Below are 25,953 nucleotides of genomic sequence, written 5' to 3' on the forward strand. Positions count from 1 at the left end.
CGCCTACTTCCGCATCACGGCCGGCTCGTGCCGGCGCAGCAGCCGGGAGACCAGGAACCCGAAGAGGACCGACAGCACGACCAGCATGCCGAGGTCGAACAACCACACCCCGGGCGAGTGCCGGAACAGCGGATCGTCGGTGAGCGCGCCGGGTGCGAGGCGGGCCAGGTCGATGGTCCCGGCCATGGCGGCGAACGCCCACCGTGAGGGCACCAGCCACGACAACTGCTCGAGGACGATCTTTCCGTGCAGGGACAGCTGGGCGCCGCAGAAGACGACCTGGACGACGGCGAGCAGCACCAGCAGCGGCATCGTCACCTCTTCCTTGCGAACCAGCGCCGACACCACCAGGCCGAGCATCATCGCCGTGAAGGCCAGCAGGGCGACGGCGACCGTGATCTCCACCAGCGGCGGCATCAGCACGCCCGTCCCACCGGGCGCGTCGAGGTCGACGCCGAGCAGGGCGACCAGGGTGAGTACGACCGCCTGGAGGACGGTCACCGTGCCCAGGACGACCACCTTGGACATCAGGTACGCCGATCTGGACAGGCCGACGGCCCGCTCGCGCTGGTAGATCACCCGTTCCTTGACCAGTTCGCGAACGGCGTTGGCGGCACCGGTGAGCACTCCGCCGACACACAGGATCAGCAGCGCGCTCGTCGCGTGGTCCCCGGTCAGTTCGCCGCCGGCCAGTGCGCGGGCCATGGCACCCATCACGAACGGCAGCGCGATCATGACGGCGAGGAAGGTGCGGTCGGCGCTGAGCACGGCCGTGTAGCGGCGGATGAGGGTGGCGAGCTGCGCACGTCGGCTGCGCGGCCGCGGCAGGGGTGCCACGGCGACCGGGCCCTCGCTCGACAGCCGGGGCTGCGCGCTGGAGTCGACCACGTACTGCCGGTGGAGCGGCGAGTCACGGTACTCCCCCGCCCAGTCCCGGTCCTGATCCCGTTCGAAGGCCTCGAAGGCCTCCGGCCACCGCTCGAACCCGAAGAAGGCCAGGGCGTCGTCGGGCGGGCCGTAGTAGGCGGTCTTGCCGCCGGGTGCGAGCACCAGGAGCCGGTCGCAGACGTCGAGGCTGAGGACGCTGTGCGTGACGACGATGACGGTCCGGCCGTCGTCGGCGAGTTTGCGCAGCATGTACATGACCGAGCGGTCCATCCCGGGGTCGAGGCCGGAGGTCGGTTCGTCGAGGAAGAGCAGTGATGGCTTGGTGAGCAGTTCCAGGGCCACGGAGACCCGCTTTCGCTGTCCGCCGGACAGGCTGTGCACGGGCTGTCCGACCCTCTGCTCCAGGCCCAGTTCGCGGATGACCTCGCCGACCCTGGCCCGCCGCTCGGCCTTGGCCGTGTCCTCGGGGAAGCGGAGCTCGGCGGCGTAGGACAGGGCGCTGTGCACGGTGAGCTGGGCGTGCAGGATGTCGTCCTGGGGGACGAGGCCGATGCGCTGGCGCAGCTCGGCGTAGTCGCGGTAGAGGTCGCGGCCGTCGTACAGGACGGTGCCGTGGTCGGCGGGGCGCTGTCCGGTCAGGGCGCCCAGCAGCGTGGACTTGCCGGCGCCGCTCGGGCCGACGACGGCCAGCAGGCACTTCTCCCCCACCGGGAACGACACCTGGTCCAGCAGCGTCCTGCGGCCGCGGTCGACGGCGACCGAGAGGTCCTGCACGTCGAGGGAGACCTCGCCCGTGTCGATGTACTCCTGCAGCTGATCGCCGACCAGACAGAACTCCTCGTGGCCGATGCCGACGATGTCACCGGGGCCGACCCAGGCGCGGGTGATGGGCCGGCCGTTGAGGTAGGTGCCCTTGTGGCTGCCGAGGTCGACGATCTCGTGCGTGCCGTCCGGCAGGGTACGAAGTTCGGCGTGCCGGCGGGAGACGGTCAGGTCGTCGACGACCAGGTCGTTGTCGGCGGCGCGGCCGATGCGCAGGCTACGGGCGGGCAGCAGCCGTACGCTCGCGGGCTCCCGGAAGGTGCCGGTCAGACTGGGCATCGACACCGCCGAGGGGCGCTCCGGGGCCGGCGGCGGGCGGCTGAGCAGGACGGCGCACGGGCCGTCGGCGGGGTTGCCGAACCGGATGACACTGCCTGGGCCGACGTCCCGTTCCAGGACGCGGCGGCCGTCGGCGTAGGTGCCGTTGGTGCTGTGCTCGTCCTCGAGGGTCCAGTGGCCGGCCTCGGGTCGCAGCACCGCGTGGTGCCACGAGACCCGGGTGTCGTCGAGGACGATGTCGGACTGCGGGTCGCGTCCGACGTGGTATTCGCGGCCCGGAGTCATCACCGTGGAGCCCGTCTCGGTCGTCAGCACGAGTTCGGGCGCGGTCGGCGCGGCCAACCCATCCGCCATGCGTGAATTCTACCGATTCGCTCACATGTGCGCCGATCGCCATGCGCATCAGGGTCGGCACGTGACCCCCGTCAGGCGTCAGGCGACCGGCACGACGAGCGCCGGCGCGGCGCGCTGCATCCGCAGTGCGTCGACGGACTCGGCGAGCAGCTCGTACTCGGTGGTGTCGTCACTGGTGGCGATCCGCACCAGCCGCCCGCCGGCCAACTCGTCGGCCACCAGCTCCTGTCGCTCCGCGTCGGCGCACCAGGCACGCAACAGGCCGGGCACGTCGGGCGCGCCCTCGGCGACCGGCACGAGCGCGCCCGGCGGGAAGTGCGGGCTCTCCGGGCTCGGGTCGAGTCGCTCGGCGATCCAGGACGCCCGGTCGCGCAGCCACCACAGGGCCAGCGCGAGGGTGGGCGCGCGATAGGTGCCGAGCGGCACGCCGATACGCCGCCCGTCGCACACGCCGTACGCGGTGACATGGCACAGGAATTCGTCGTGCACGGTTCCACTCCCCCGTCGCATCTCTCGCTTGCCGGTCGGACCTCGCTTTCCGTGCGGCTCCTGTGCGGTGAACTGCCCCTGCCATTCGAGTATGTTGACTCCTGAAACACTGTCACCATTACTTTCGGCCACTCTCTTGGCATATTCACCGCCCCTATTGGCCGAAACGTGACGGGCGGGCCACCGGTCTGCATTACCTGCGGAGTAATCGACCCTTCCGGCGGACCCGGGCATGGTTGGTCGCACCGGATCGGCGAACACCGGAATCCGGTTCCTGACCAGCAGATACGACCTCGACGGAGGCTGATTTCACATGTCCGCGAACATCGACCGTTACGAGAACGCCGTCGCCCGCTACTTCGAGGCCTGGAACGCGGCCGAGCCGGAGGCACTGGCGAAGACGGTCGCCGCCGCCTGGACGGCGGACGGCAGCTACACCGACCCGATCGCCGACGTCCGCGGCCACGAGGCCATCGCGGCGCTGATCACGGCCGCCCACGCCCAGTTCCCCGGCTTCGCCTTCCGGCTCACCGGCGCCGTCGACGGCCACCACGACACGGCACGCTTCTCCTGGGAGCTGGTGAGCGAGGCCGACGGCTCGGCGCCGGTCGCCGGATCCGACGTGATCACGCTGGACGCCGAGGGCCGGATCAGGACCGTGCTCGGATTCCTTGACCGGGTGCCCGCCGGGGCGTGACGGCCGACGCCACGACGAGTTCCGCCGCCCGCGGTGGTCCATCAATTGGTCTCTTGAATGGGAGACCGTCGAGATCACCGCGAGCGGAGGACACCATGGGCGCGACCGGGAAAGGCGACGCGGAATTCACCGCGGAACTTCGCAAGAGCCCGAACAACGGCGGCCGGCCCTATGTCGTCCGGCCGGATTCCGTCGAATTCTTCGGCACCCGGGGACCGGTCAAGATCCGCGGGACGGTCGACGGACAACCTTTCGAGAGTTCGTTCATGGCCCTCGGGAACGGCACCCACAAGCTCCCCGTAAAGGCTGGGGTACGCGAGGCCATCGGGAAGGAGGAGGGCGACACGGTGACCGTACGCCTCGAGGAGCGCCTCGGCGCGTAGGTCACTGTGCCGCCCGCGTACTACGGCTTGACGAGTGCGTCGATCCGGGCCAGCTCCTCCGCGTCGAAGTCGAGGTTGCGGATGGCGCCGACGCTGTCCTCCAGCTGCTGCGGGCTGCTCGCCCCCACGAGGGCGGAGGTCACCCGGCCGCCGCGCAGGACCCAGGCGAGGGCCAGCTGGGCCAGGGTCTGGCCGCGGGACTTGGCGATCTCGTCGAGGGAGCGCAGCCTGGCCACCAGGTCCTCGGTGACCGCGTCCGAGTTCAGGAAGGGGCTGTCGCTCGCGGCCCGGGAGCCCTCCGGGATGCCGTCGAGGTAGCGGCCGGTCAGCAGACCCTGCTCCAGCGGGGAGAAGACGATGGAGCCGACCTGGAGCTCGTCGAGCGCGTCCAGCAGGCCCTCGTCCTCGGGGCGGCGGTCGAGCATCGAGTAACGCGGCTGGTGGATGAGCAGCGGGGTGCCCAGCTCGCCGAGGATGCGGGCGGCCTCGCGGGTCTGCTCCGCGGAGTAGTTGGAGATGCCGACGTAGAGCGCCTTGCCCTGCTGGACCGCCGAGTGCAGGGCGCCCATCGTCTCCTCCAGCGGAGTCTCCGGGTCGGGGCGGTGCGAGTAGAAGATGTCGACGTAGTCCAGGCCCATCCGGGTCAGGCTCTGGTCGAGCGAGGACAGCAGGTACTTGCGGGAGCCCCATTCGCCGTACGGGCCGGGCCACATCAGGTAGCCGGCCTTGGTGGAGATCACCAGCTCGTCGCGGTAGGACGCGAAGTCCGCCTTGAGCGCCTCACCGAAGGCCGACTCGGCGGCGCCGGGCGGCGGGCCGTAGTTGTTGGCCAGGTCGAAGTGGGTGACGCCGAGGTCGAAGGCGCGTCGCAGGATGGCCCGCTGGGTCTGGACCGGGCGGTCGGGGCCGAAGTTGTGCCACAGTCCGAGCGACAGCGCGGGGAGCTTGAGGCCGCTGCGTCCGGTGCGCCGGTAGGGCATGTCCGCGTAGCGGTCGGGGTGTGCGGTGTACAACGCGACTCCATCAGAGATCGGCACCGGACATCAGGTTCACGACGTCCGGTTCAGGACATCAGGTTCAGGGAACCGCTACCCACTCTCGCGCGACCCAGGGACAGTGGTCCAACAGAAGAATCCGATGGAATTCAGCGGATACGCTTCTCAATCATGGAACTGCGCCATCTCCAGCACTTCGTCGCCGTCGCCGAGGACCAGCACTTCACCCGGGCCGCCGAGCGGCTGATGGTGTCCCAGTCGGGCCTGTCGGCCTCGATCCGGGCGCTGGAGCGTGAGCTGCGGGCCCCGCTGTTCATGCGCACCACCCGCCGGGTGACGCTGACCGAGGCCGGGCGCGCGCTGCTTGCCGAGGCGGAGCGGATCCTGGCGCAGGTCAGGGCCGCCCACGAGGCGGTGGCCGCGGTGCAGGGCGTGCTGCGCGGCACGCTGGCACTCGGCACCGAGCAGTGCATCGCCGGGGTGCAGGTGGCGGCGCTGCTCGCCGCCTTCCGGCGGCGCCACCCGGACGTGGAGATCCGGCTGCGGCAGGCGGGGTCGGGCGCGCTGGCCGAGGAGGTCGCGGCCGGGCGGCTGGATCTGGCCTTCGCCTACCGGACGGAGGCGGACACCGACCAGTTGCGCTCCGTGTCGCTGGCCGGCGAACCGATGACGCTGCTGTGCCACCCCGCCCATCGCCTCGCCGAGGCCGGCGCCGCGGTGACGCCGGAGGAGGTCAGCGGCGAGGTCTTCGTCGACTTCCATCCGGACTGGGGCCCGCGCCGCACCACGGACGCCGCCTTCGCCGAGGCCGGGGTGCGGCGAACGGTCGCGCTGGAGGTCAACGACGTGCACAGCCTCCTCGACCTGATCGACGAGAACCTCGGCGTCGCCGTAGTGCCGCGCCACTTCCGGCACAAGCGGGAGTCGCTCACCGCGCTGCCCCTGAAGGGCACCGGTGAGACGGTGTACGAGACCGCCGCCCTGCTGCCGCCGCCCCAAGGCACCAGTCCGGCGGCCCGGGCGCTGATGGCGCTGCTGGAAACAGGGGGCGCGTGAGCGACGGCTGCGCGATGGTGGACGCATGCATGCAAAGGACGTCCTCATCGACGCGTACAGCCGCATCCAGGAAGAAGTCCACTCCGTGGTCGAGGGACTGGACCCCGACGACCTCCATGCCCGCCCCGGCGCGGACACCAACTCCATCGCCTGGCTGGTGTGGCACCTCACCCGGGTCCAGGACGACCACGTCGCCGACGCCTTCGACCTCGACCAGGTATGGCTGTCGCAGGAGTGGGAGAAACGCTTCGGCCTCGACCTGCCGCGCCACGACATCGGCTACGGCCACACCTCGGCGAAGGTCGCCGAGGTGCGGGTCGACTCCGGAGACCTGCTGACCGGCTATTACGACGCGGTGCACGCGCAGAGCCTCCAGGCCCTGCGCGGGCTGGCCGCCAAGGACCTGGAGCGCGTCGTCGACACCCGCTGGGATCCGCCCGTCACCCTGGGCGTGCGGCTGGTCAGCGTCCTGTCCGACGATCTCCAGCACGTCGGACAGGCCGCCTACGTCCGGGGGCTGCTTCAGAGCGCGGCAGCGTAGCCCGGCAGGACGACGTCCTCGATGAGGGCCTTGCGCTCGTCGAACGGGATGAACGCGCTCTTGACGGCGTTCACCGTGACCGTGCGCAGGTCCTCGAGGGTCCAGCCCGCCTGCTCCACGAGCAGCGACATCTCCCGGGTCATCGTCGTCCCCGACACCAGACGGTTGTCGGTGTTGAGGGTGACCCGGAAGCCCAGGTCTTTCAGGGCCGTGATCGGGTGCTCGGCGATCGAGGTCGCGGCGCCGGTCTGGAGATTGGACGTCGGGCACATCTCCAGCGCGACACGGCGGTCACGCACCCAGCCGGCGAGACGGCCGAGCTTGCCGTCGACGATGTCCTCGGTGATGCGCACGCCGTGGCCGATGCGCTGAGCTCCGCACACCTGGAGAGCCTGGTGGATGCTGGGCAGGCCGTGGGCCTCGCCGGCGTGGATGGTGAACGGCACGCTCTCGCGGCGCAGGTGCTCGAAGGCGGCCAGGTGGTCGGCGGGCGGGAAGCCGTCCTCGGCGCCGGCGATGTCGAAGCCGACGACACCGGCGTCTCGGTAGGCGACGGCCAGCTCGGCGGCCTCGCCGACGCGGTCGAACATCCGCATTCCGCACAGCAGGGTGCCGACCCGGACGGGGGCACCGGCGGCGGCCGCCTTCGCCATGCCGGCGGCGAGGCCCTCCTGCACGGTCTCCACGACCTCGTTCAGCGTCAGCCCGCCGTTCAGCATCAGCTCGGGGGCGTAGCGCACCTCGGCGTAGACGACGCCGTCGGAGGCGAGGTCGAGGACGTACTCCTCAGTGGTGCGCAGCAGTCCCTCACGGTTCTGCATCACGGCGAGGGTGTGCTCGAAGGTGGCGATGTAGCGGACCAGGTCGCCGGAGTTGGCGGCGTCGTAGTACCAGGCGGCGAGCGCGTCGGGGTCGGTGGTCGGCAGGGTGTGACCGACCTCGGCCGCGAGCTCCACCACGGTGGCGGGGCGCAGCCCGCCGTCGAGGTGGTCGTGCAGGACAGCCTTGGGCAGGCGTCGGAGGGTGTCGGCGTCTATGCGGGGGGCGGTCATGGGCGGTCTTTCTGTGACAAGTGGGTCAGAGCTGCTGCTGCTCGGCGGGCTGGAGCAGGTCCCAGCGGTTTCCGTACATGTCCTGGAAGACGACGACCGAGCCGTACGGCTCGTGGCGCGGCTCCTCCAGGAAGGTCACGCCCGCGGCGCGCATCCGGGCGTGGTCGCGGGCGAAGTCGTCGGTGTGCAGGAAGAACCCCACCCGCCCGCCCGTCTGGTCGCCGACCCGGCCGCGCTGCGTCTCGTCCTTGGCCCGGGCGAGCAGCAGCCCGGTGCCCTGCCCGTCGGCGCCGGTGGTCCCGGGTTCCACGACGACCCAGCGAGAGCCGTCGGGGCGTGGGGCGTCCTCCACGAGGCGGAACCCGAGCGCCTCGGTGTAGAAGCGGATCGCCTCGTCGTAGTCGTCGACGACGAGGGTGACCAGGGCGATGCGTCTCATCGGGGCCTTTCGGTACGTGCGATTGACGGGAGAGGTTATACGTAAAACCCAGCGCACGCCAGTCACTCCGTGACCGGTCGGGAATCACGGCCGCCGCGCGGGGTGGCCTAGGTCTCCGGACCGTGCCGCACCGGGTCTCCGGCCCGAGGCGCGGTGGGCCGCCGCTCGCTAGCGTGCCCGCCATGAAGATCGCCGGCGCCTCGCGCGCCCCCGAACAGCGCAAGCACGACGTACTGGCCCGCCTGGAAGAGGAGATGGACATCTGGGTGGCCACAGCGGACGCCGACGGGATCCCGTGTCTGGTCGCGCTGTGGTTCGTCTGGGACGGCGAGGCCCTGTGGCTGTCCACCCGGCGTGCCAATCCCACCGGCCGTAATCTGCGGACCGGTGCGCGGGCCCGGCTGGCGTTCGGGGACACCCAGGACGTCGTGCTCGTGGACGGTGATGCGGAGATGTTCACCGCGGTGGACGTGCCGGGGGCGGCGGCGGAGGCGTTCCGCACGAAGACGGGCTGGGATCCCCGTGGGGACAGCGCGGAGTACGTCTACTTCCGGGTGCGCCCGCGTGCGGTGCAGGCGTGGCGCGGGGCGCACGAGCTGCCGGGCCGGCACCTCATGCGGGACGGTGTCTGGGCCCCTGCCACTGACCAGCCTTCTGACGGAGGGTGTTGAGCCGTCCCAGGCGCACCGGCGGCCACGTTCTCCACGACGTGGCCGGGGTTGCGCCGGTGCCGGGGATGGCGAGTACGTGCGGGCCCTGTCGCAGGTCGCGCGCAGGTCCTCCGGCCGGTCCGAACCGCCCCACTCCCCCGCGCAGTCACGGAAGGGGCCGACTTTCGTGGCGATGACGAGGTCGTCGGCGTACGGGGACAGCGCCGGTCAGGACCTGCCCGGCAGACCGAGTCGCAGGAAAGCAACGGTGTCTGTGAACCCGGCGCGTCTGCGGCACGATCGGCCGGACAGGCCCTGGGGGGCTCAGGACGCGAACGGCACCTGGGCCGAGGGAGCCGCATCCTGCCGGAACGGGTGCTTCCACACGCCCTCCGCGGCAAGCCCCGGCAGCACTCCCTCCCCGAACCAGTAGGCCTCCTCCAGATGCGGATACCCGGAGAGCACGAACTCCTCGATCCCGAGCGCCGCGTACTCCTTGATCCGCTCGGCGACCTCCTCGTGGCTGCCGACCAGCGCCGTGCCGGCGCCGCCGCGGACCAGTCCGATGCCCGCCCACAGGTTGGGGTGGATCTCGAGCCCGTCCCGGCCGCCGCCGTGCAGCGCGAGCATCCGCTGCTGCCCCTCGGACTCGCTGCGCGCCAGCCCCTCCTGCACGGCCCTCACCGTCTCGGGGTCGAAGCCGCCGAGCAGCCGGTGCGCCTCCGCCCAGGCCTGCTCGGAGGTGTCCCTGGTGATGACGTGCAGGCGGATCCCGAAGCGGAGGGTGCGGCCCTCCTTCGCGGCCAGCCCCCTGATCCACGCGATCTTCTCCGCGACCTGGGCCGGCGGCTCGCCCCACGTGAGGTAGACGTCGACGTGCTTGGCGGCGACCTCGCCCGCGACGGGCGACGACCCGCCGAAGTACACCTCGGGCACCGGATCGGGCACGCGCGCCAGTTTCGCGTCCTCGACCTGGAGGTGCTCGCCCGCCAGGTCGACGGTCTTGCCCTCCCACAACTCCCGTACGATCTGGAGGAATTCGCCGGTGCGGCGGTAGCGCGCGTCCTTGTCGAGGAAGTCTCCGTAGGCACGCTGCTCGTGGCTCTCGCCGCCCGTGACGACATTGAGGAGCAGCCGTCCGCCGGTCTGTCGCTGGAAGGTGGACGCCATCTGCGCCGCGAGGGTGGGCGAGACGAAGCCGGGGCGGAAGGCGACCAGGAACTTCAGGCGTTCGGTGTTCTGGCTGACCATCGCGGTGGTCAGCCACGCGTCCTCGCACCAGGCACCAGTGGGTGTCAGCGCGCCTACGAAGCCGAGGTCCTCGGCGGCACGGGCGATCTGGCTCAGATAGGCGACCGTCGGCGGCCGGTCCCGTCCGGAGGCGGTGGCCGGGGTGCCGTGGCCGCCGCCGACGACGTGGCGGCTGTCGCCGTTGGTGGGCAGGAACCAGTGGAAGGTGAGGGACACGGGGGGTCTCCGATCTGGGCGGTCGGCTAGAGGAGGCCGTGGCGGGGCGGCTTCGTCCCGTTGAGCACGTACCGGCCGATGTGCTGGATCTTCCAACGGGTCGGGTCGTGCAGCGTGTGCGTACGGGCGTCGCGCCAATGGCGGTGCAGGTTGAGGGAGTCGAGTGCGGAGCGGGTGCCGGACACCTCGAACAGGGCGCCGGCGACGTCGACCGCGGTGTTCGCGGCCTGGACCTTGGCGGCGGCCACGGCGATGGATGCCTCGGCCGCCGTGTCGTCGGTGAGGTCGGCGCGGGCCGCGTCCACGGCACGGGCCGCCTCGCGCAGCAGTGCCTCGGACGCCCTGACCTGGAGGGCGAGTTCACCGAACCGCTGGATCAGCAGCGGGTCCTCGGCGGCGGTCTCGACGCCGCTCTCGAACCACGGCCTGCTCTTCGTCCGCACGAACTCCGCGGCCTGCGCGAGCGCTCCCACGGCGATACCGGCGTCGATGGCGGCGTGCAGCAACTGGGCCAGGGCGCCGTGCAGTTGCGGCCCCTCGAAGGTGAGGTGGTGCGGCAGGACGCGGTCGGCGGGGACCGGGACGTCGTCGAGGTGGACGGTTCCGCTGGCGGTCGTGCGCTGGCCCATGCCGTCCCAGTCGTCCACCACCGTGAGGCCGGCCGCGTCCCGGGGAACGAAGGCCACGTGCAGGTTGTCGTCCTCGGCGCGGGCCAGTACGGGGATCCAGTCGGCGAACAGGGCTCCGGTGGAGTAGTGCTTGACGCCGGAGAGGACGTACGAGCCGTCAGCCTGCGGTGTGAGACGGGTGCGGATGTCCTGAACGTGCTTGGTGCCGGCCTCCGACTGGGCGTTGCCGAACCGGCGCCCGGCGAGCAGTTCGGCGAAGAAGAACTTCTGCTGCTCGGCCGTGCCCTGGCGGCGGATCACGTTGACGTAGGCGAAGTGGCTCTGCGGGATCTGGGCGAGGCTGCCGTCGGCGGACCCCAGCAGCCGGAAGACCTCCGCGAGGGTCTCGGCACCGACGTCGGCGCCGCCGTGCTCGGCGGGCACGGTGACGGCAAGTAGTCCGGAGGCGGAGAGCCGGTCCAACTCCGTGCGCGGCAGCCGACGTTCGGTGTCGCGCTCCGAGGCGCCGGCCCGGAACTCGTCGGCCAGGGCCGCCGCGACGGCGACGGCCTCGGCGTCGTCGGTGATGACGCGGGCGGCCATGCGTTCAGCTCGCCGCGGCCAGGAGCGGGGTGCGGCCCAGTGCGGCCGAGAACTGGTCGACCACCTGGGTGAGGGCCTCCGTGGTGGCCGGGGCCACGGTCAGCGAGCCGTTGTCGTGCACGGTGATGTCCTTGTCGAGGGTGAACCAGCCCTGCACGATGTGCGCCGCGCCCATGGAGTTCAGGACCGGGCGCAGCGCGTAGTCGATGGCCAGGACGTGCGCGGTGGAGCCGCCGGTGGCCAGCGGCAGCACGGTCTTGCCGGTGAGGGCGTACTGCGGGAGCAGGTCGAGGAGCGCCTTGAGGACACCGGAGTACGACGCCTTGTAGACGGGGGTGCCGACGACGACGCCGTCGGCGCGCGCGAACAGCTCGGTGGCCTCGAGGATCGCCGGGTGCCGGAAGTCCGCGCCGAGCAGCGCCTCGGCGGGGACGGTACGGACGTCGAGCGGTACCACCTCGTGGCCCTGCGCCACGAGCCGCTGGTCCAGGTGGCGCAGCAGGCGGTTGGTGCGGGAGGAGGCGGAGGGGCTGCCGGAGACGGACAGGACGGTGGCCATGGGTCCTCTTTCAGGACGGCGGGACGTCTCCGCGCGGGAGGCGTCCCCTGCGGGAAGCGGTCAGGAGTACCGGGTGGGTCCGGGCAGTTCGCCTTCCTGGCCCCGGGCGGCCGACCTCACGCCGCTCGTGGGCGACGGGGTCGCGCAATCCGGAAGGTCAGGCAGGCGTGATGATCTCTGCGTTCAGGCAGCGGAAGAGGACGCACGTCCGCCCGACGACAGAGAGGGAAGAAGGTGGACGCGGCGAATCGGAAGGATTCTCAGGCCGCGGCGCAACAGGAGGCGCTGGAGACGCGCGCGAGGTCGACATGGCGTCGCCGCGTGAGGTCCAGTCGCATCTTCATGCCGTCGATCGTGGCAGCCGCCGGTCGGGGCAGTCAAGGAAAACCCGACCGGTCTCGTATCGCGGACCATTGAATTTCACGAAGGTGTGACAGGGAAACCCTTGAACCGCCCTGGAAAGCACCAGCATTCTGCTGCGGTGCGGACAGAACAGCTGGAATACATCGCGGCGGTCACCAGGCTCGGTTCTCTGCGCCGGGCCGCCGAGGAACTGAGCCTGTCCCAGCCCGCGTTGAGCGAGACCGTGCGGAATCTGGAACGCGAGCTCGGCGTCGACCTCCTGGAACGCAAGCGCTCCGGCGCCACGATGAGCGCGTCGGGCCGGGAACTGCTGCCGCACATCGTCAATGTGCTGGACGCGGTGGACCGGTTGCGGGCAGCGGCGGGCGAACAGCACCGCATCAGCCGCATGGTGCGGCTCGGCACGGTGAACGCGGCGACCGTGCCGCTGCTCATTCCGGTGGTGCGGGACTTCCGCGGCACGCATCCGCTCACCCAGGTCGAGGTGGTCGGCGCACAGCAGACCGACATCCACCGTGGCCTGCTGGAGGGCGCTTTCGACCTCGGGCTCGTCAACCACCTGGAGGGCGACGACATGCCGGCCGGGTTCGAGTCGACCGAGCTGCTGCGCGGGCGGCCCGTGGTGTGCGTACGTCCGGACAGCCCGCTGGCGTCCGCCGCGGCGGTGACGCCGGACGACCTGCTCGCGGAGCCGCTGATCGGCATGCGGTCGGGCTATGTGATGCACCGCTACGTCCATCGGCTGCTGGGCGGGAGCGGTCCCGCGTTCGCGTATTCCACGGACGGCGCCGAGATGGGCAAGCTGATGGTGGCGGAGGGGCTGGGGGCGACGGTCCTGCCGGACTTCAGTGTGATCGGCGATCCGCTGGAGCGGTGTGGTGCGCTCACCCACCGGCCGATCGCCGGCGACACGACACAGGTGCTGCTGATGCTGCGGCGCCGCCGGGCGGAGTCCGTGCCGCAGGCCGCGCAGGACCTGCACGAGGTGTTCGTGCGCACGGCACGGCGGCTGGGCGGGAGGCCGGCCGACCCGGGCACCGGTCAGGCGCCCGACGAGGACTGACCCACGGCCCGACGACGACCGACCCACATACGCACGACCAGTGTCGTGCTCAGTCGTCGTCGTGCCCGGGAACCACCACGAGGAAGGCGTCCGACTTCAGGTCCATCACCACGGTCGCGGGCTCGCCCTGCGCACGGCGGGCCGCCGCGTACTCCTCCGCCGGCCATGATCCGCGCGGAGCTCCCGCAGGAAAACGCTCCAACACCTTCGCGCCCATAGCGGCAGACACCTCCGGAACCGGCCATCGGCCATCGGCCGATACTCCTGTCTCTCGTACGAACCGCCTGCCCCGGATCGGCGCGATCATGTGCGGCGCCCGACGTGCGCGTGTCCAGCGGGGAACCATCGCGGGCAGGTCGGTCCACACCGCGCCGTCGTGGGACCCGCTTTCCCCGCGCGCGGCTGCTCCCGGTCGCTCGCTGTGACCACGTGGTCGTACGGAAACCCGTACGCCGCATCCGCAGCGGCCCTGCGCGGGGAAGTGATGAGGGAGTGAACACGAGGGGGCAAGCGAGGCGAAGGGCCGAGTCCACGTGAACGAAGACGACAGCACTGCCGGGCTGCGCTCCCTGGTGACCGGCGCCACGGGGTACATCGGCGGCCGGCTCGTACCGGAGCTGCTCGCCGCGGGCCACCGGGTGCGCTGTCTGGCCCGCTCCCCCGAGCGGCTGCGCGACCATCCATGGGCGGGCGACACGGACGTGGTGCGCGGCGACGTCACCGACGCCGCATCCGTCGCCGACGCCATGCGGGACGTCGACGTCGCGTACTACCTGGTCCACGCGCTGGGCAGCGGCAAGGACTTCGAGCAGACGGACCGCGCGGCCGCCCGCGTCTTCGGCGAGCAGGCCAGGGCCGCGGGCGTACGGCGCATCGTCTACCTCGGCGGCCTCACCCCGGCGGGGGTTCCCGAGCGGGAGCTCTCGCCCCATCTGCGCTCGCGGGCCGAGGTCGGCCGCATCCTGCTGGACTCCGGAGTGCCGACCACCGTGCTGCGGGCGGCCGTGATCATCGGCTCGGGCTCGGTCTCCTTCGAGATGCTGCGCTACCTCACCGAACGCCTGCCCGTGATGGTCACGCCGAGCTGGGTGCACACCAGGATCCAGCCGGTGGCGGTACGGGACGTGCTGCGCACCCTGGTCGGCAGTGCCCGGATGCCCGCCGAGGTCAACCGCGCCTTCGACATCGGAGGTCCTGACGTCCTGACGTACCGGGAGATGATGGTGCGTTACGCCGCCGTCGCGCACCTGCCGCACCGTCTCATCCTCTCCGTGCCGATGCTTTCCCCGGGGTTGTCCAGTCAGTGGGTCGGCCTGGTCACGCCGGTGCCCGCGGCCATCGCCCGACCCCTGACCGAGTCGCTGCGGCACGAGGTCGTCTGCCACGAGCGCGACATCGTCCGTCACGTCCCCGACCCGCCGGGGCATCCGATCGGCTTCGACGACGCGGTCCGGCTGGCCCTGCGGCGGGTGCGCGAGGCGAAGGTGACGACCCGATGGTCCTCCGCCTCCGTGCCGGGCGCCCCGAGCGACCCGCTGCCCACCGACCCGGACTGGGCCGGGGGCAGCCTCTACACCGACGACCGCGAACTGACGGTCGACGCCTCGCGCGAGGCGCTGTGGCGCGTGGTCGAGGGCATCGGCGGAGAGAACGGCTGGTACTCCTTCCCCCTGGCCTGGGCCGTGCGCGGCTGGCTGGACCGGCTGGTCGGCGGGGTCGGGCTGCGCCGCGGGCGCCGGGACGCGGCGCGGCTGCGGGTCGGCGACTCGCTGGACTTCTGGCGGGTCGAGGAGATCGAACCCGGGCGTCTGCTTCGGCTGCGGGCCGAGATGCGGCTGCCGGGTCTGGCTTGGCTGGAGATGTACGCGGAGACGGACGCCGACGGCCGCACCCGTTACCGACAGCGCGCCCTGTTCCATCCGCACGGACTGCTCGGCCAGGCCTACTGGTGGAGCGTCTCCCCCTTCCACGCCCTCGTGTTCGGCGGCATGGCCCGCAACATCGCGCGGGCCGCGGTGGCGGGCCCGGTCCCCCCGAAGAGGGAACGTGCGCCCACGGGATGAGGTGTGCATCCGCCGGGCGCCCCTGGCCGGAAGCACCTCATCGGCCCCCACCCTTCTCCGGAGCTTCCCTCATGAACGTCTCGGTCGTCCTGTTCACCTCCGACCTCCGTCTGCACGACCATCCCCCGCTGCGGGCCGCCCTCGAGGGCTCCCGTCAGCTCGTGCCGCTCTTCGTGCGCGACCGGGCCGTGGAAGGCTCGGGTTTCGCCGCGCCCAACCGGCTGGCGTTCCTCGCCGACTGCCTGCGGGACCTGGACGCGGGCCTGCGCGAGCGCGGCGGGCGGCTCGTCGTGCGCTCCGGCGACGTCGTCGAGCAGGTCTGCGGGGCGGCCGCCCGGGCGGACGCCGACGAGGTGCACATGGCGGCCGACGTGAGCGCCTACGCGCACCGGCGGGAGGAGCGGCTGCGGCGCGCGCTGGAGGGACAGGGCGTGCGACTGCACGTCCACGACACGGTGACCACGGCCGTCGGTCCGGGAGCGGTGACGCCGACCTCCGCGGACCACTTCGCCGTCTTCACCCCCTACTTCCGGCACTGGTCGCGGCAGGCGCTGCGCGACACCCTCGGCGCACCACGCGCCGTACCGGTCCCGGACGGCGTCGGTTCCGAGGAGCTGCCCTCCCGTGGCGGCCTGGCCGGAGTGTCGGAGGGACTCGCCGCCGGCGGCGAGACGGAGGGCCGGAAGCGGCTGACGGCCTGGCTCCGCGGTGGCATCACCGGCTACGAGGACAGCCGCGACGACCTCGCCGGCGACGCCACCTCACGTCTCTCGCCCCACCTTCACTTCGGCACCCTCTCCCCCATCGAACTCGTCCACCGGGCGCGCCGCGCGGGCGGTCCCGGTGCCGAGGCGTTCGTACGGCAGCTCGCGTGGCGCGACTTCCACCGCCAGGTGCTCGCGGCGCGCCCGGAGGCGGCCACCGCGGACTACCGCACCAAGCGGGACCGTTGGCGGTCCGAGCGGACGGCGCGGGAGGACGTGGCGGCATGGCGGGAAGGCCGCACCGGCTATCCGGTGATCGACGCGGGGATGCGCCAGCTCAGGTACGAGGGCTGGATGCACAACCGGTGCCGCCTGTTGACCGCGAGCTTCCTCGCCAAGACGCTGTACGTCGACTGGCGGGTCGGAGCCCGGCACTTCCTGGACCTGCTGGTCGACGGCGATGTCGCCAACAACCAGCTCAACTGGCAGTGGGTGGCGGGGACCGGCACCGACACCCGCCCCAACCGGGTGCTCAACCCCGTCGCCCAGGCCAGGCGCCACGACCCGGACGGGGCCTACGTACGACGATGGGTACCGGAACTGGCCTACCTCGAGGGGCCGTTGGCGCACGAGCCGTGGAAGCTCCGGGGCCTGGACCGTGCCGCGCCGGACTACCCGGAGCCGATCGTCGACCTCGCGGACGGACTGGCCCGCTTCCGGCAGGGGCGCGAACGCGGCTGAGGCGGCGTGCAGGAACCGCACGCCCGGCGCCTACCGTCCGTGGCCGCCGGGGACTCCGTGTCCGTGTCCGCCGTGCCCTGCGTACAGACCGGCCAGCATCTCCACCGCGTCCTTCAGCACGCTCGGCCTCGCCGTCCCGTCCGCGGAGCGCCCGAGCCAGCCGGGACCGGCGAGGACCACCAACGGCTGCCGGCGCGCGCCCCTCACTCCCCACTGCGCGGCGGCGACACGCCGGGCCAGCGGCAGGGTCGCCGAGGAGCGGGCCTGCGCCCACAGCACCACGGCCGCCGGACCCAGCCGGTCGACCGCGGCTGTAAGCGCCTCCGCGGGTACGGCCGCCCCGAACATCCGGGTGGGGAGGCCGAGTTCACTCAGTCCTGCGTTGAGCGCCTCCAACGGCAGGGTGTGCTGCTCGCCGGGCACGCAGGCCAGTACCACCGGTCCCGGGGCGGCGGCGTCGCCCTGCCGTATCGGGGGACGGGTGTGCCGGCGCAGGGTGCCCGACACATGCCAGGACAGCAGGTGTTCCACCTCGACGTAACGGTCGCCGGACGAGACCCACTTGCGTCCCACCGCGTGCAGCGTCGGCACCATCACCTCCTGCCAGGCGACCGTCAGGCCGTGTTCCTCGACCGCCGCGAACAGCCGCTCCTCGACCGCCGGGGCGTCGAGCCGGACGGCGGCGCGGGCGAGGCCGCGGCACTCCTGGCGTACGTCACCCAGGGGCAGCGGGCCGGCCGCCCGTGACCGTGCACGGCCCGACGGTCGCGGCGCACCGGGGGCGTCGGCATCCGCGTCGGGCGTGGCGGCGCCCGGCTGCCCCTGCGCGGCACGGGCCGCCTCGGCGGGCGGCACACCGGCGGACGTCAGCCGGCACATCGTCTCCAGCGTCGCCACGTCCTGCCGGGTCCAGCGCCGGTGGCCTCCGTCGGAACGGAGCGCGGGACCGATGCCGTATCTGCGGTCCCAGGAGCGCAGCGTGGTGGGTGACACCCCCAGCCGGCGTGCCACGGCACCGGTGGTGAGACCTGTCTCGGGGGCGTACTCGCTCGCGGAAGCACCCATGGGGCCGATTTTACGATGCAGAACCGATGCGAGTTGAGGGGATTGCCCTCGCGCTCGCACGATGAGGGCACCGGGGCCCGCCGACGGTGCTGCGGCCCGGTCCGTCCGACGTGAGGAGCCGCCGTCATGAACCCGCATCCGAGCGCCCCGCCGTGGGCCCTCCCGGCGGAGTCGTTCGCCGACGAGGAACTGGCGCGGGGCCTGGTGGCAGGTGACGAGGCCTGCCTGACCGCCGCCTATCACCGCTGGTCGGCCCTGGTGCACACGCTCGCCTGGCGCTCCCTGGGGGACGCGAGGGAGGCGGAGGACGTCACACAGCAGGTGTTCCTCGGCGTGTGGCACGGCCGCCGGGGCTACCGGCCCGAGCGCGGCACGATCGCCGGGTGGATCGTCGGCATCACCAAGCGCAAGATCGCCGACGCGCTCACCGCGCGCACCCGCCGCGCGGACCTCGTATCGTCGGCCGGCTCAGCGCTCGCGCTCTCCGAGCCCGCGGGGCAGCGTCCCGAGGCCGTCCTCGACCAGGTGCTCGTACGCGACGGGCTCGCCCGGCTCCCGGCACCCCAGCAGCGGGTACTGCGACTGACGTTCTACGAGGACCTGACCCAGACGCAGATCGCGGAGCGCACCGGTTTCCCCCTGGGCACGGTCAAGAGTCACGCGCGGCGGGGGCTGCACCAGTTGCGCCGCTGTCTGTGCCAGGAGTTCTCCGCCTGAGAGGAGAGCGGGCGGAGGCGCGCCCGGGTACGCGCCGAGCTTGCCCCCGGCGCGAGGTCGGCCGGGCGCGGGCCGGCCTCTCCGCGGCTCACCGCCCACTCCCCCAGCTACACATAAAGGCTAAATAAGCGCAGAATGTACATACGCGGCGCTTACCGCATACCGCACCAGACGCGGTCAGGCCTGCTAGTCAAAGGAGACGAGTCATGGCCAACGTCTCGCCCACCAGAGGTGATATATCCACTCACCCTGATATTTCCGAAATGCGGGCACGGTACGCCCGCATGCTCGGTGGTCGTGATGTGGCGCTCGTGGACGGACCGGTGTTCCTGCTCGGTCTGTACTGCGCCGTATCCCCTTGGATACTCCACTACACGACGAGCCAGCCCGCACTCGCGCCCCACAACCTGATCATGGGCGTCGCGATCGGCCTGCTGGCTCTCGGGTTCACCGCCGCTCCGGAACGCATGTACGGGCTCAGCTGGGCCATGTGCGCCCTGGGCGTGTGGATGATCATCTCGCCGTGGGTCGTGGGCACGAGCCCCGACACCGGTGTCGTGCTGAACAACATCATCATCGGCGCCCTTGCCCTGGTCCTCGGGCTGGTGTGCGCGGTTACGGCGGCGAGGAGCGCCCCCAGGTCGTAAAAGTCCCGCAACTACCGCAGGAGGCGAATCACCCTGCCGGCCGGTCCGCACCACGCGGACCGGCCCGCACGTGCCCGTTCAGTCGTTCGGCACCAGCCACGGTTCCTGCGGCAGCGGGCTGCCGGTCTCCAGGAGGGACTTGAGGTTGGACAGCACCGCCGGCCAGCCGGCGGACACGTCGGCGAAGTCGCCCTCGCTCGTGAGGTTCTCGTGGGTGACGGTGAGCCGGACGATGTCGGCGTGCGGCTGGATGTCGAAGGTGACCCGGGAGTGCTTGTCCGCGCGCCCCTCGTGCTCGGGTGCGGCCCAGGTGGTCACCAGCCGGGTCGGGCGCTCACTCTCCACCACGGTGCCGACCACGTCGGCGACGCCGGAGCCGTCCGTGCGGACGTGTTCCCAGCGTGAGCCCGGCTGCCAGTCCGAGACGTTGCTGTGGCCCCAGTAGGCGGCGGTCAGGTCGGCATCGGTGAGTGCTTCCCAGACCTTTTCGGGTGTGCTCGCGATGTAGGTGACGTAGACGAATGCGGGCTTGTCGGTCATGGCTTCCTCGGCTCGTTGCTTCACTGCGCCGAGCGCGCGCAGGCGCGGGCGCTCGAACTTGTCGATCCACCGCTCCTGGATCTCGTGGAGCGGGACCGGATTGAGGTAGTGCAGCTTCTCCCGCCCCCGCCGCACGGTGGCGACCAGGTTGGCGGCCTCCAGAACGGCCAGGTGCTGCGTCACCGACTGCCGGGCCATGGCGAAGTGCTCGCACAGCTCACCCAGCGTCTGCCCGTTCTGTTCGTGCAGCCGGTCCAGCAGCCGTCTGCGCGTGCCGTCGGCCAGCGCCTTGAAGACCTTGTCCATCCTGGTGTCGCCCTCTGATCGCACACCCAAAGTTATGCAGGCAATCACCTGCATGTCAAGCACGGGTCACGCCCTGCGTGCCGGAGCAGCACAGCGCGCCCGGAGCGCCGCCATGGGCGCTCCGGGCGCGCGTACGCAAGGAGTGGCGGTCAGGTTCCGGCGGGCTCCTCCTCCGGCGCGGTCGTGGCGGCGTACTCCTCGGTGATCTCCTTCTCCCCGAACGGCCACACCTTCTCCAGCCGTGCCCAGATCAGGAACGCCACGCAGCCCAGAGCGACCCAGGCCAGGGACCATTCGACGGGGTGCCGGCCCGGGGAGTTCTTGTCGGCGTAGCCGTAGATCACGCACCAGCCGGCGAAGGCCAGGACGCTGGGCACGGGGTAGAGCCACATCCGGTACGGGCGACCGAGGGTCGGCCGACGCCTGCGCAGGACCGTCAGCGCGACGATCTGGGCGAGCGCCTGGACGATCACCATCACGGTGGTCAGGAGCTGGATCAGCGTCGCCAGGTCGGTGTGACGACCGATCAGGAAGCCGACCGCGGTGATCACGCCCATCGTGGCCAGGCCCAGCGTGGGGAACCGGTGCCGGGGGTGCAGCTTCTCGTACGGGCGGAAGAACACCCGGTCGCGGGCGGCGTCGTACGGCACCCGCGAGCCGCCGAGCAGGCCGGTGAACACCGAGGCGAAGGCCGTGATCAGGATCAGGACGGTCACCGTGTCGGCGGCGCCCTTGCCCCAGGTCTCCTCCAGCACCGCGGAGGCCACCGAGGTGGAGGCGATGTCGTGCGGGTCGGTCATCCGACGCCAGTCGATGACACCGAGCGTGCCGATCTGCAGCAGCAGGTAGATCGCCATGATGCCGAGGATCGAGAAGAGGATGGAGCGCGGCAGCGTGCGGCCGGGGTCCTTGATCTCGGCACCCATGTAGGCGGTGGTGTTGTAGCCGAGGTAGTCGTAGATGCCGATGGTCAGGCCCGCGGCGAAGCCCAGCCAGAAGTGGTCGCTCGTCAGATCGAAGGCGTTCGCCGGGTAGGTGAAGGCCATGTGCGGGCTGAAGTCGGTGGCCGCGGCGACGATCACCAGCAGTACCGAGGCGATCATCACGGCCCACATCACGGCGGTGATGCGGGCGATGTGCTCGATGCCGCGCCAGAGCAGGATCACCACCAGGGCGATGATGCCGAGGCCGATCAGGTCGCCCGACGTCCGGCCCAGGTCGGGGGCCAGGTAGCCGAGGTACTGGACGAAACCGACCACGCCGGTGGACATGATCAGCGGAATGAAGAGCATCGCCGTCCACACGAACAGGAAGGGCATCAGCCGCCCGGTGCGGTACTGGAAGGCCTGGCGGAGATAGACGTAACTGCCGCCGGAGCCGGGCATGGCGGCGCCCAGTTCGGCCCAGACGAGCCCGTCGCACAGCGCCAGCACCGCGCCCGCCACGAACCCGATGACCGCCTGGGGGCCGCCGAACGCGGCGACCATCAACGGGATCGTCACGAACGGACCGATGCCGCACATCTGGCTCATGTTGATGGCGGTGGCCTGGAAAAGGCCGACGCGGCGGACGAAGCCACCCGAGGGTGGCGGGCTACCGGACATGGGGACTCCTGACGCGCGGCAGGGAGAGGCGCTCGCCCGGCGGGGCCGAGTGGCACCGAGTGGCCGATATAGTTAAGGAGACTTACTAGATGCGTCAAGTATGCGCGGGGAATGCACGAGAATGGTCCGATGCCCGCAAGCGACGCCGTAGAGCAGCAGGAACAACCCTGGAACCGGCAGCGCCTGCGCAGCACGAACGAGCGGCTGCTCCTCGACCGGCTGCGCGGCCTCGGCGCGGCGTCGCGCGCCCAACTGGCCCGTGAGACGGGGCTGTCCAAGCCGACCGTGTCCAGTGCGCTCGCCTCGCTGGAGGCCGCCGGACTGGTCCGTGAGGTGGGTACCCACGTTCCTGAGCGCGGCCGTACGGCGGTCCTGTACGCCCCCGACCCGGCCGCCGGGTACGCGCTGGGCGTGGACGTCGGCCGCAGCTGGCTGCGGGTGGCCGTCGCCGACCTGGACGGCACGCTGGTCGCCCGGGCCGACGTGCGCAACCGGGCCCGCGGCTCCGGCGCCCTGACGGATCTGATCGTCTCCGCCGCCCGGCAGGTGGTCGCCAACTCCGGCGTGGACCCGGCCGAGGTGGTGCACGGGGTGGTGGGCACGCCCGGGGTGTACGACGAGAAGCAGCGCCGTGTCCGCTACGCGATGCATCTGCCGGGGTGGGGCCGCGCCGGACTGCTGGACCGGCTGCGGGAGGAGCTGGGCGTCCCGCTGGAGCTGCACAACGACGCCAACCTGGCCGCGCTGGGCGAGTACACGTACGGGGTCGGCGCGGGCAGCCGGCTGTTCGCGTACATCCTGATCGGCACCGGTCTCGGCATGGGAGTGGTGAGCGAGGGGCGCCTGTTCACCGGCGCGCACGGGCTGGCCGGGGAGATCGGGTTCCTGCCCTGGCCGGGGCAGCGGAAGCCGGAGCGGCTGGAGGACGCGGTGTCGGGGGTGGCCGTGGTGGAGGCGGCGCGCGGGTTCGGAATGAACGGGCAGCTCACCGCGAAGGCGGTGTTCGACGCGGCGCGGCACGGCAACCCGGCCGCGCGCCGGGCGGTGCAGCTCGAGGGCGAGCGGATCGCCCACACGGTGGCGGCGGCCACCGCCGTGCTCGACCCCGACCTGGTGGTGCTCGGCGGGGGCGTCGGCCACAGCGTGGACCTGCTGCTGGGCCCGGTCCGGGAGCACCTGCGCACGCTCACGCCGCTGCGGCCGAAGATATCCCCGAGCCGACTGGGTGAGGACGCGGTGCTGCTCGGCGCGGTGGCGACGGCGCTGGGGACGGCGCGGGAGATGGTGTTCGAGCGCAGGTCGTCGGCGTCGTGAGCAACGGGTCGTCCGTGACGTGAGCAACAGGTCGTCCTGAGCATCGGTTCGTCCGCGTCATGAGCCACAGGTCGTCCGCATCACGAGCAATTCACACCCCGGCCACGGTGATTGACACGCCCCACTCCGCGCCCTAGCTTGAGCCGAGTTAGTAAAGTTTCCTAACTTGACGAGGCTGGAGACCGCTGTGTTCCCTCGCCCCGCTGCCCGCCGCCGCCTCGCCATGTCCTCCGTGACCCTGGGCCTGCTCTGCTCGCTCAACACGAGCGCGTGGGCCGAGGCCCGGCATCCGGCGCCGCCGCACGGACAGGTCCGGACCGCCCGTATCCCCGCCGCGGCGGGCACCTCCACCACCCCGCTCTCCGGCTTCGCGATCCAGTCGACGGCGAAGGTGAGCGACACACCGTCGGCCATCTCCTCCCCCGGCTATCCGGTGACCGGCTGGTACCCGGCCGGGCCCCGCTCCACCGTCCTCGCGGCCCTGCTCGCCGACGGCGTCTACGCCGACCCGTTCTACTCCACCAACCAGCAGAAGATCCCGAAGGCCGACTTCCAGGTCCCCTGGTGGTACCGCTCCGACTTCACGGTCGCCGACCCCGGGCAGCGCACCTACCTCGACTTCAGCGGGGTGATGTCGGCGGCGGACGTGTACGTCAACGGCAAGCAGGTGGCCGGGACCGCGGACGTCGCCGGCGCCTACACCCAGCACGAGCTGGACGTCACCTCCCTCGTCAGGGCGGGCACGAACACGGTCGCCTTCCGCATCCAGCCCAACCAGCCGAACAAGAACCTGACCATGGGCTGGCTCGACTGGCTCCAGCCGCCGCCCGACCAGAACATGGGCATCGTCCGCGACGTCCTCGTCCGCCACAACGGCCCGGTCGCGCTGCGCGACGCTCACGTGGTGACCAAGCTGGATGTACCGTCACTGGCCTCGGCGGACCTGACCGTCAAGGCGCGGGCCCGCAACGACTCCGACGCGGCCGTCACGACCGAGGTCGCGGGAACCATCGGGGAAACGTCCTTCACGAAGACGGTCGCGCTCGCCGCCCATGAGACGAAGACCGTGACCTTCACCCCCGCCGACGTCCCCGGTCTGCACCTGACGTCCCCGCAGGTGTGGTGGCCGGCGGGCATGGGCGGACAGCCCCTGTACGGACTGGACCTGACCGCGTCCGTCGCGGGCACGGTGTCGGACACCGCGCACGAGAGCTTCGGCATCCGCGACGTCCGGGCGCCGCTGAACTCCGACGGCGCCCGCCAGTACCGGATCAACGGCCGCAGGCTGCTGATCAAGGGCGGCGGCTGGTCCCCGGACGAGTTCCTGCGCTGGGACAGCACCTACGTCGAGGACCGGCTGAAGTACGCCGTCGACCTCGGCCTCAACACCATCCGGCTGGAAGGCCACATCGAGCCGGACGAGTTCTTCGACCTCGCCGACTGGTACGGCATCCTCACCCTGCCGGGCTGGGAGTGCTGCGACAAGTGGGAGGGCCAGGTCAACACGAGCGAGTCCGGCGAGAAGTGGACGTCCGCCGACTATCGCGTCGCCAAGGCCTCGATGGCCGCCGAGGCCGCCCGGCTGCGCGACCACCCGAGCGTGCTCTCCTTCCTGATCGGCAGCGACGCCGCCCCCGACGCCACGATCGAGAAGAACTATCTGGACGCCCTGACGGCCGCCGACTGGCCGAACCCCGTGATCCCCGCCGCCTCCGACAAATCCTCGCCCCGGTCGGGGAGTTCCGGGATGAAGATGACCGGCCCCTACGACTGGATCCCCCCGAGCTACTGGTACGCCAAACGGGAGGGCGGAGCCACCGGCTTCAACTCCGAGACCAGCGCGGGCCCCGACATCCCCACCCTCGACACCCTGCGCCGGATGATGACACCGGCCGAGCTGGACACCCTCTGGAAGAACCCGGACGCCAAGCAGTACCACCGCTCCCCGTCCGCCACCTTCGGCACGCTCAAGCTCTACGACAACGCCCTCACCGGCCGCTACGGCGCCCCGACGAGCCTCACCGACTACGTGCGCAAGGCGCAGCTCGCCCAGTACGAGGCCGTCCGCGCCCAGTTCGAGGCGTACGGGCGCAACGCCACCGACTCCTCGAAGCCGTCCACCGGAGTGATCCACTGGATGTTCAACAGCGGCTGGACGTCGCTGCACTGGCAGCTGATGGACCGTTATCTCGACCAGGGTGGCGCCTACTTCGGGGCGAAGAAGGCGAACGAGCCGCTGCACGTCCAGTACTCGTACGACGACCGCTCGGTCGTCGTGGTCGACAACCAGCACGCCTCCGCCACCGGACTCACCGTGCGGGCCACGCTGTTCAACCCCGACGGCACACAGAAGTACGACAGGACGGTGACCGGGGTGACCGTGAACGGGGACGGCGCGCACAGCACCGTACTGACGCTGCCGTCGTCGGTGAGCGGGCTGTCGACGACGTACCTGGCCCGCCTGACGCTGACCGACTCCACGGGCAAGGAGGTGAGCCGGAACGTGTACTGGCTCTCCACCGAGCCGGACACCCTCGACTGGGCCAAGACCGACTGGTACTACACGCCGACGACCGGCTACGCGGACCTGAAGGGGCTGGCCTCGATGGCGCAGGCGCCGGTGTCGGCCACAGCGTCGACGCAGTCCTCGGGCGACACGTCGACCACCACGGTGACCGTGAGCGCCACGGGGAGCGCGAAGACCCCGTCACTGCTGACGGACGTCCATCTCGTCGACTCGGTGGGAAAGCCGGTCCTGCCGGTGCGGTGGTCGGACAACGCCGTCAGCCTCTGGCCCGGCGAGTCGGTGACGCTGACCGCCACCTACCGGACGGCCGATCTGCGCGGCTCCGCGCCGCGGGTGCGGATCTCCGGCTGGAACACGCCGGAACGGACCGTCCCGGCGGCCTGACCGGGTGGGCCCGGCACAGGGCCGGGCCCCGGG

Annotated in this window: 25 protein-coding genes and 1 pseudogene; 12 read left to right on the forward strand and 14 right to left on the reverse strand. The window is 71.4% G+C overall.

Annotation, left to right across the window (positions count from 1 at the left end; translation table 11 throughout):
- Positions 1 to 3: 3 nt before the first annotated feature.
- Together ACFY16_RS18765 and ACFY16_RS18770 are read right to left on the reverse strand one after the other, a co-directional pair.
- A complete protein-coding gene (locus tag ACFY16_RS18765) occupies positions 4 to 2,343 on the reverse strand; it encodes an FHA domain-containing protein (protein WP_390648229.1) in 2,340 nt (779 codons plus the stop codon).
- Between the two features lie 78 nt (positions 2,344 to 2,421).
- Positions 2,422 to 2,832, reverse strand: coding sequence for a hypothetical protein (locus ACFY16_RS18770; RefSeq protein ID WP_390648230.1), 411 nt, complete (start codon positions 2,830 to 2,832; stop codon positions 2,422 to 2,424).
- A 313-nt stretch (positions 2,833 to 3,145) separates the two neighbouring features.
- Here ACFY16_RS18770 and ACFY16_RS18775 point away from each other — a divergent pair, with 313 nt between their 5' ends.
- On the forward strand, positions 3,146 to 3,529 hold the full coding sequence (locus tag ACFY16_RS18775) for a nuclear transport factor 2 family protein (RefSeq protein WP_390648231.1): 384 nt from the start codon (positions 3,146 to 3,148) through the stop codon (positions 3,527 to 3,529).
- A gap of 95 nt (positions 3,530 to 3,624) precedes the next feature.
- A complete protein-coding gene (locus tag ACFY16_RS18780) occupies positions 3,625 to 3,912 on the forward strand; it encodes a DUF1905 domain-containing protein (protein WP_390648232.1) in 288 nt (95 codons plus the stop codon).
- 20 nt (positions 3,913 to 3,932) lie between these two features.
- Here the strand turns inward: ACFY16_RS18780 and mgrA are convergent, their stop codons facing one another.
- A complete protein-coding gene (gene mgrA / locus ACFY16_RS18785) occupies positions 3,933 to 4,925 on the reverse strand; it encodes an L-glyceraldehyde 3-phosphate reductase (RefSeq protein WP_390648233.1) in 993 nt (330 codons plus the stop codon).
- Between the two features lie 153 nt (positions 4,926 to 5,078).
- Here mgrA and ACFY16_RS18790 point away from each other — a divergent pair, with 153 nt between their 5' ends.
- Both ACFY16_RS18790 and ACFY16_RS18795 read left to right on the forward strand, forming a co-directional pair.
- Positions 5,079 to 5,963 (forward strand): LysR substrate-binding domain-containing protein, encoded by an 885-nt coding sequence (locus tag ACFY16_RS18790; RefSeq protein WP_390648234.1) that lies wholly within the window; start codon positions 5,079 to 5,081, stop codon positions 5,961 to 5,963.
- 25 nt (positions 5,964 to 5,988) lie between these two features.
- Positions 5,989 to 6,504: a DUF664 domain-containing protein gene (locus ACFY16_RS18795; RefSeq protein WP_390648235.1), complete on the forward strand. Its 516-nt coding sequence runs from the start codon at positions 5,989 to 5,991 to the stop codon at positions 6,502 to 6,504.
- Here ACFY16_RS18795 and ACFY16_RS18800 read toward each other — a convergent pair.
- Complete coding sequence (locus tag ACFY16_RS18800) at positions 6,486 to 7,556, reverse strand: adenosine deaminase (protein ID WP_390648236.1); 1,071 nt, start codon at positions 7,554 to 7,556, stop codon at positions 6,486 to 6,488. The two genes, ACFY16_RS18795 and ACFY16_RS18800, sit on opposite strands and share 19 nt — an antisense overlap.
- A gap of 25 nt (positions 7,557 to 7,581) precedes the next feature.
- On the reverse strand, positions 7,582 to 7,995 hold the full coding sequence (locus ACFY16_RS18805; RefSeq protein WP_390648237.1) for a VOC family protein: 414 nt from the start codon (positions 7,993 to 7,995) through the stop codon (positions 7,582 to 7,584).
- A 182-nt stretch (positions 7,996 to 8,177) separates the two neighbouring features.
- Here ACFY16_RS18805 and ACFY16_RS18810 point away from each other — a divergent pair, with 182 nt between their 5' ends.
- Positions 8,178 to 8,666, forward strand: coding sequence for a pyridoxamine 5'-phosphate oxidase family protein (locus tag ACFY16_RS18810; protein WP_390648238.1), 489 nt, complete (start codon positions 8,178 to 8,180; stop codon positions 8,664 to 8,666).
- Between the two features lie 96 nt (positions 8,667 to 8,762).
- On the opposite strand, the pseudogene ACFY16_RS18815 reads toward ACFY16_RS18810, so the two are convergent.
- The 5 genes and pseudogenes from ACFY16_RS18815 to ACFY16_RS18835 all read right to left on the reverse strand — a co-directional run.
- Positions 8,763 to 8,870, reverse strand: a pseudogene (locus ACFY16_RS18815) (aldo/keto reductase); the annotation flags it as partial.
- Positions 8,871 to 8,969: 99 nt separating this feature from the next.
- Positions 8,970 to 10,112 carry an LLM class flavin-dependent oxidoreductase gene (locus ACFY16_RS18820; RefSeq protein ID WP_390648239.1) on the reverse strand — a complete coding sequence of 381 codons (1,143 nt, stop codon included), beginning with the start codon at positions 10,110 to 10,112 and terminating at the stop codon, positions 8,970 to 8,972.
- Between the two features lie 26 nt (positions 10,113 to 10,138).
- Positions 10,139 to 11,323 (reverse strand): SfnB family sulfur acquisition oxidoreductase, encoded by a 1,185-nt coding sequence (locus ACFY16_RS18825; RefSeq protein ID WP_390648240.1) that lies wholly within the window; start codon positions 11,321 to 11,323, stop codon positions 10,139 to 10,141.
- 4 nt (positions 11,324 to 11,327) lie between these two features.
- Positions 11,328 to 11,882 (reverse strand): NADPH-dependent FMN reductase, encoded by a 555-nt coding sequence (ssuE, locus tag ACFY16_RS18830; RefSeq protein WP_390648241.1) that lies wholly within the window; start codon positions 11,880 to 11,882, stop codon positions 11,328 to 11,330.
- 260 nt (positions 11,883 to 12,142) lie between these two features.
- Positions 12,143 to 12,226, reverse strand: coding sequence for a putative leader peptide (locus tag ACFY16_RS18835; RefSeq protein WP_350760414.1), 84 nt, complete (start codon positions 12,224 to 12,226; stop codon positions 12,143 to 12,145).
- Positions 12,227 to 12,363: 137 nt separating this feature from the next.
- Between ACFY16_RS18835 and ACFY16_RS18840 the strand changes: the two genes are divergently transcribed.
- Entirely contained in the window at positions 12,364 to 13,308 is a 945-nt protein-coding gene (locus ACFY16_RS18840) for a LysR family transcriptional regulator (protein WP_390648242.1), read from the forward strand.
- Between the two features lie 49 nt (positions 13,309 to 13,357).
- On the opposite strand, the gene ACFY16_RS18845 is transcribed toward ACFY16_RS18840, so the two are convergent.
- Positions 13,358 to 13,525 (reverse strand): hypothetical protein, encoded by a 168-nt coding sequence (locus ACFY16_RS18845; RefSeq protein WP_351140643.1) that lies wholly within the window; start codon positions 13,523 to 13,525, stop codon positions 13,358 to 13,360.
- Between the two features lie 316 nt (positions 13,526 to 13,841).
- Between ACFY16_RS18845 and ACFY16_RS18850 the strand changes: the two genes are divergently transcribed.
- Together ACFY16_RS18850 and ACFY16_RS18855 are read left to right on the forward strand one after the other, a co-directional pair.
- Entirely contained in the window at positions 13,842 to 15,371 is a 1,530-nt protein-coding gene (locus ACFY16_RS18850) for an SDR family oxidoreductase (protein ID WP_390648243.1), read from the forward strand.
- Positions 15,372 to 15,442: 71 nt separating this feature from the next.
- Positions 15,443 to 16,816, forward strand: coding sequence for a cryptochrome/photolyase family protein (locus tag ACFY16_RS18855; protein WP_390648244.1), 1,374 nt, complete (start codon positions 15,443 to 15,445; stop codon positions 16,814 to 16,816).
- 30 nt (positions 16,817 to 16,846) lie between these two features.
- On the opposite strand, the gene ACFY16_RS18860 is transcribed toward ACFY16_RS18855, so the two are convergent.
- Positions 16,847 to 17,881 (reverse strand): MerR family transcriptional regulator, encoded by a 1,035-nt coding sequence (locus ACFY16_RS18860; protein ID WP_390648245.1) that lies wholly within the window; start codon positions 17,879 to 17,881, stop codon positions 16,847 to 16,849.
- Between the two features lie 126 nt (positions 17,882 to 18,007).
- On the opposite strand from ACFY16_RS18860, the gene ACFY16_RS18865 reads away from it, so the two are divergent.
- On the forward strand, positions 18,008 to 18,598 hold the full coding sequence (locus ACFY16_RS18865) for a sigma-70 family RNA polymerase sigma factor (protein WP_390648246.1): 591 nt from the start codon (positions 18,008 to 18,010) through the stop codon (positions 18,596 to 18,598).
- A gap of 206 nt (positions 18,599 to 18,804) precedes the next feature.
- On the forward strand, positions 18,805 to 19,245 hold the full coding sequence (locus ACFY16_RS18870) for an SPW repeat protein (protein ID WP_390648247.1): 441 nt from the start codon (positions 18,805 to 18,807) through the stop codon (positions 19,243 to 19,245).
- A 78-nt stretch (positions 19,246 to 19,323) separates the two neighbouring features.
- Here the strand turns inward: ACFY16_RS18870 and ACFY16_RS18875 are convergent, their stop codons facing one another.
- Together ACFY16_RS18875 and ACFY16_RS18880 are read right to left on the reverse strand one after the other, a co-directional pair.
- Positions 19,324 to 20,091, reverse strand: a complete 768-nt coding sequence (locus ACFY16_RS18875; RefSeq protein ID WP_390648248.1) for an ArsR/SmtB family transcription factor — start codon at positions 20,089 to 20,091, stop codon at positions 19,324 to 19,326.
- 149 nt (positions 20,092 to 20,240) lie between these two features.
- The gene (locus ACFY16_RS18880) at positions 20,241 to 21,695 is read right to left on the reverse strand and encodes an APC family permease (RefSeq protein ID WP_390648249.1); all 1,455 of its coding nucleotides are present in this window, start codon (positions 21,693 to 21,695) and stop codon (positions 20,241 to 20,243) included.
- Positions 21,696 to 21,824: 129 nt separating this feature from the next.
- Between ACFY16_RS18880 and ACFY16_RS18885 the strand changes: the two genes are divergently transcribed.
- Together ACFY16_RS18885 and ACFY16_RS18890 are read left to right on the forward strand one after the other, a co-directional pair.
- On the forward strand, positions 21,825 to 23,009 hold the full coding sequence (locus tag ACFY16_RS18885; protein WP_390648250.1) for an ROK family protein: 1,185 nt from the start codon (positions 21,825 to 21,827) through the stop codon (positions 23,007 to 23,009).
- 187 nt (positions 23,010 to 23,196) lie between these two features.
- Complete coding sequence (locus tag ACFY16_RS18890) at positions 23,197 to 25,920, forward strand: sugar-binding domain-containing protein (RefSeq protein ID WP_390648603.1); 2,724 nt, start codon at positions 23,197 to 23,199, stop codon at positions 25,918 to 25,920.
- The last annotated feature ends 33 nt before the right edge of the window (positions 25,921 to 25,953 follow it).

The sequence above is a fragment of the Streptomyces sp. NPDC001315 genome, from assembly GCF_042896175.1.
Taxonomy (GTDB): domain Bacteria; phylum Actinomycetota; class Actinomycetes; order Streptomycetales; family Streptomycetaceae; genus Streptomyces.

Bases quoted from the DNA above. Each gene is read 5' to 3' on its own strand.
- ACFY16_RS18800 (WP_390648236.1), bottom strand. From the start codon at position 7,556: ATGACCGCCCCCCGCATAGACGCCGACACCCTCCGACGCCTGCCCAAG.
- ACFY16_RS18805 (WP_390648237.1), bottom strand. From the start codon at position 7,995: ATGAGACGCATCGCCCTGGTCACCCTCGTCGTCGACGACTACGACGAG.
- ACFY16_RS18880 (WP_390648249.1), bottom strand. From the start codon at position 21,695: ATGTCCGGTAGCCCGCCACCCTCGGGTGGCTTCGTCCGCCGCGTCGGC.
- ACFY16_RS18775 (WP_390648231.1), top strand. From the start codon at position 3,146: ATGTCCGCGAACATCGACCGTTACGAGAACGCCGTCGCCCGCTACTTC.
- ACFY16_RS18790 (WP_390648234.1), top strand. From the start codon at position 5,079: ATGGAACTGCGCCATCTCCAGCACTTCGTCGCCGTCGCCGAGGACCAG.
- ACFY16_RS18825 (WP_390648240.1), bottom strand. From the start codon at position 11,323: ATGGCCGCCCGCGTCATCACCGACGACGCCGAGGCCGTCGCCGTCGCG.
- ACFY16_RS18835 (WP_350760414.1), bottom strand. From the start codon at position 12,226: ATGAAGATGCGACTGGACCTCACGCGGCGACGCCATGTCGACCTCGCG.
- ACFY16_RS18875 (WP_390648248.1), bottom strand. From the start codon at position 20,091: ATGGACAAGGTCTTCAAGGCGCTGGCCGACGGCACGCGCAGACGGCTG.
- ssuE (WP_390648241.1), bottom strand. From the start codon at position 11,882: ATGGCCACCGTCCTGTCCGTCTCCGGCAGCCCCTCCGCCTCCTCCCGC.
- ACFY16_RS18845 (WP_351140643.1), bottom strand. From the start codon at position 13,525: ATGGGCGCGAAGGTGTTGGAGCGTTTTCCTGCGGGAGCTCCGCGCGGA.
- ACFY16_RS18765 (WP_390648229.1), bottom strand. From the start codon at position 2,343: ATGGCGGATGGGTTGGCCGCGCCGACCGCGCCCGAACTCGTGCTGACG.
- ACFY16_RS18860 (WP_390648245.1), bottom strand. From the start codon at position 17,881: ATGGGTGCTTCCGCGAGCGAGTACGCCCCCGAGACAGGTCTCACCACC.
- ACFY16_RS18865 (WP_390648246.1), top strand. From the start codon at position 18,008: ATGAACCCGCATCCGAGCGCCCCGCCGTGGGCCCTCCCGGCGGAGTCG.
- ACFY16_RS18855 (WP_390648244.1), top strand. From the start codon at position 15,443: ATGAACGTCTCGGTCGTCCTGTTCACCTCCGACCTCCGTCTGCACGAC.
- ACFY16_RS18795 (WP_390648235.1), top strand. From the start codon at position 5,989: ATGCATGCAAAGGACGTCCTCATCGACGCGTACAGCCGCATCCAGGAA.
- ACFY16_RS18780 (WP_390648232.1), top strand. From the start codon at position 3,625: ATGGGCGCGACCGGGAAAGGCGACGCGGAATTCACCGCGGAACTTCGC.
- ACFY16_RS18810 (WP_390648238.1), top strand. From the start codon at position 8,178: ATGAAGATCGCCGGCGCCTCGCGCGCCCCCGAACAGCGCAAGCACGAC.
- ACFY16_RS18870 (WP_390648247.1), top strand. From the start codon at position 18,805: ATGGCCAACGTCTCGCCCACCAGAGGTGATATATCCACTCACCCTGAT.
- ACFY16_RS18885 (WP_390648250.1), top strand. From the start codon at position 21,825: ATGCCCGCAAGCGACGCCGTAGAGCAGCAGGAACAACCCTGGAACCGG.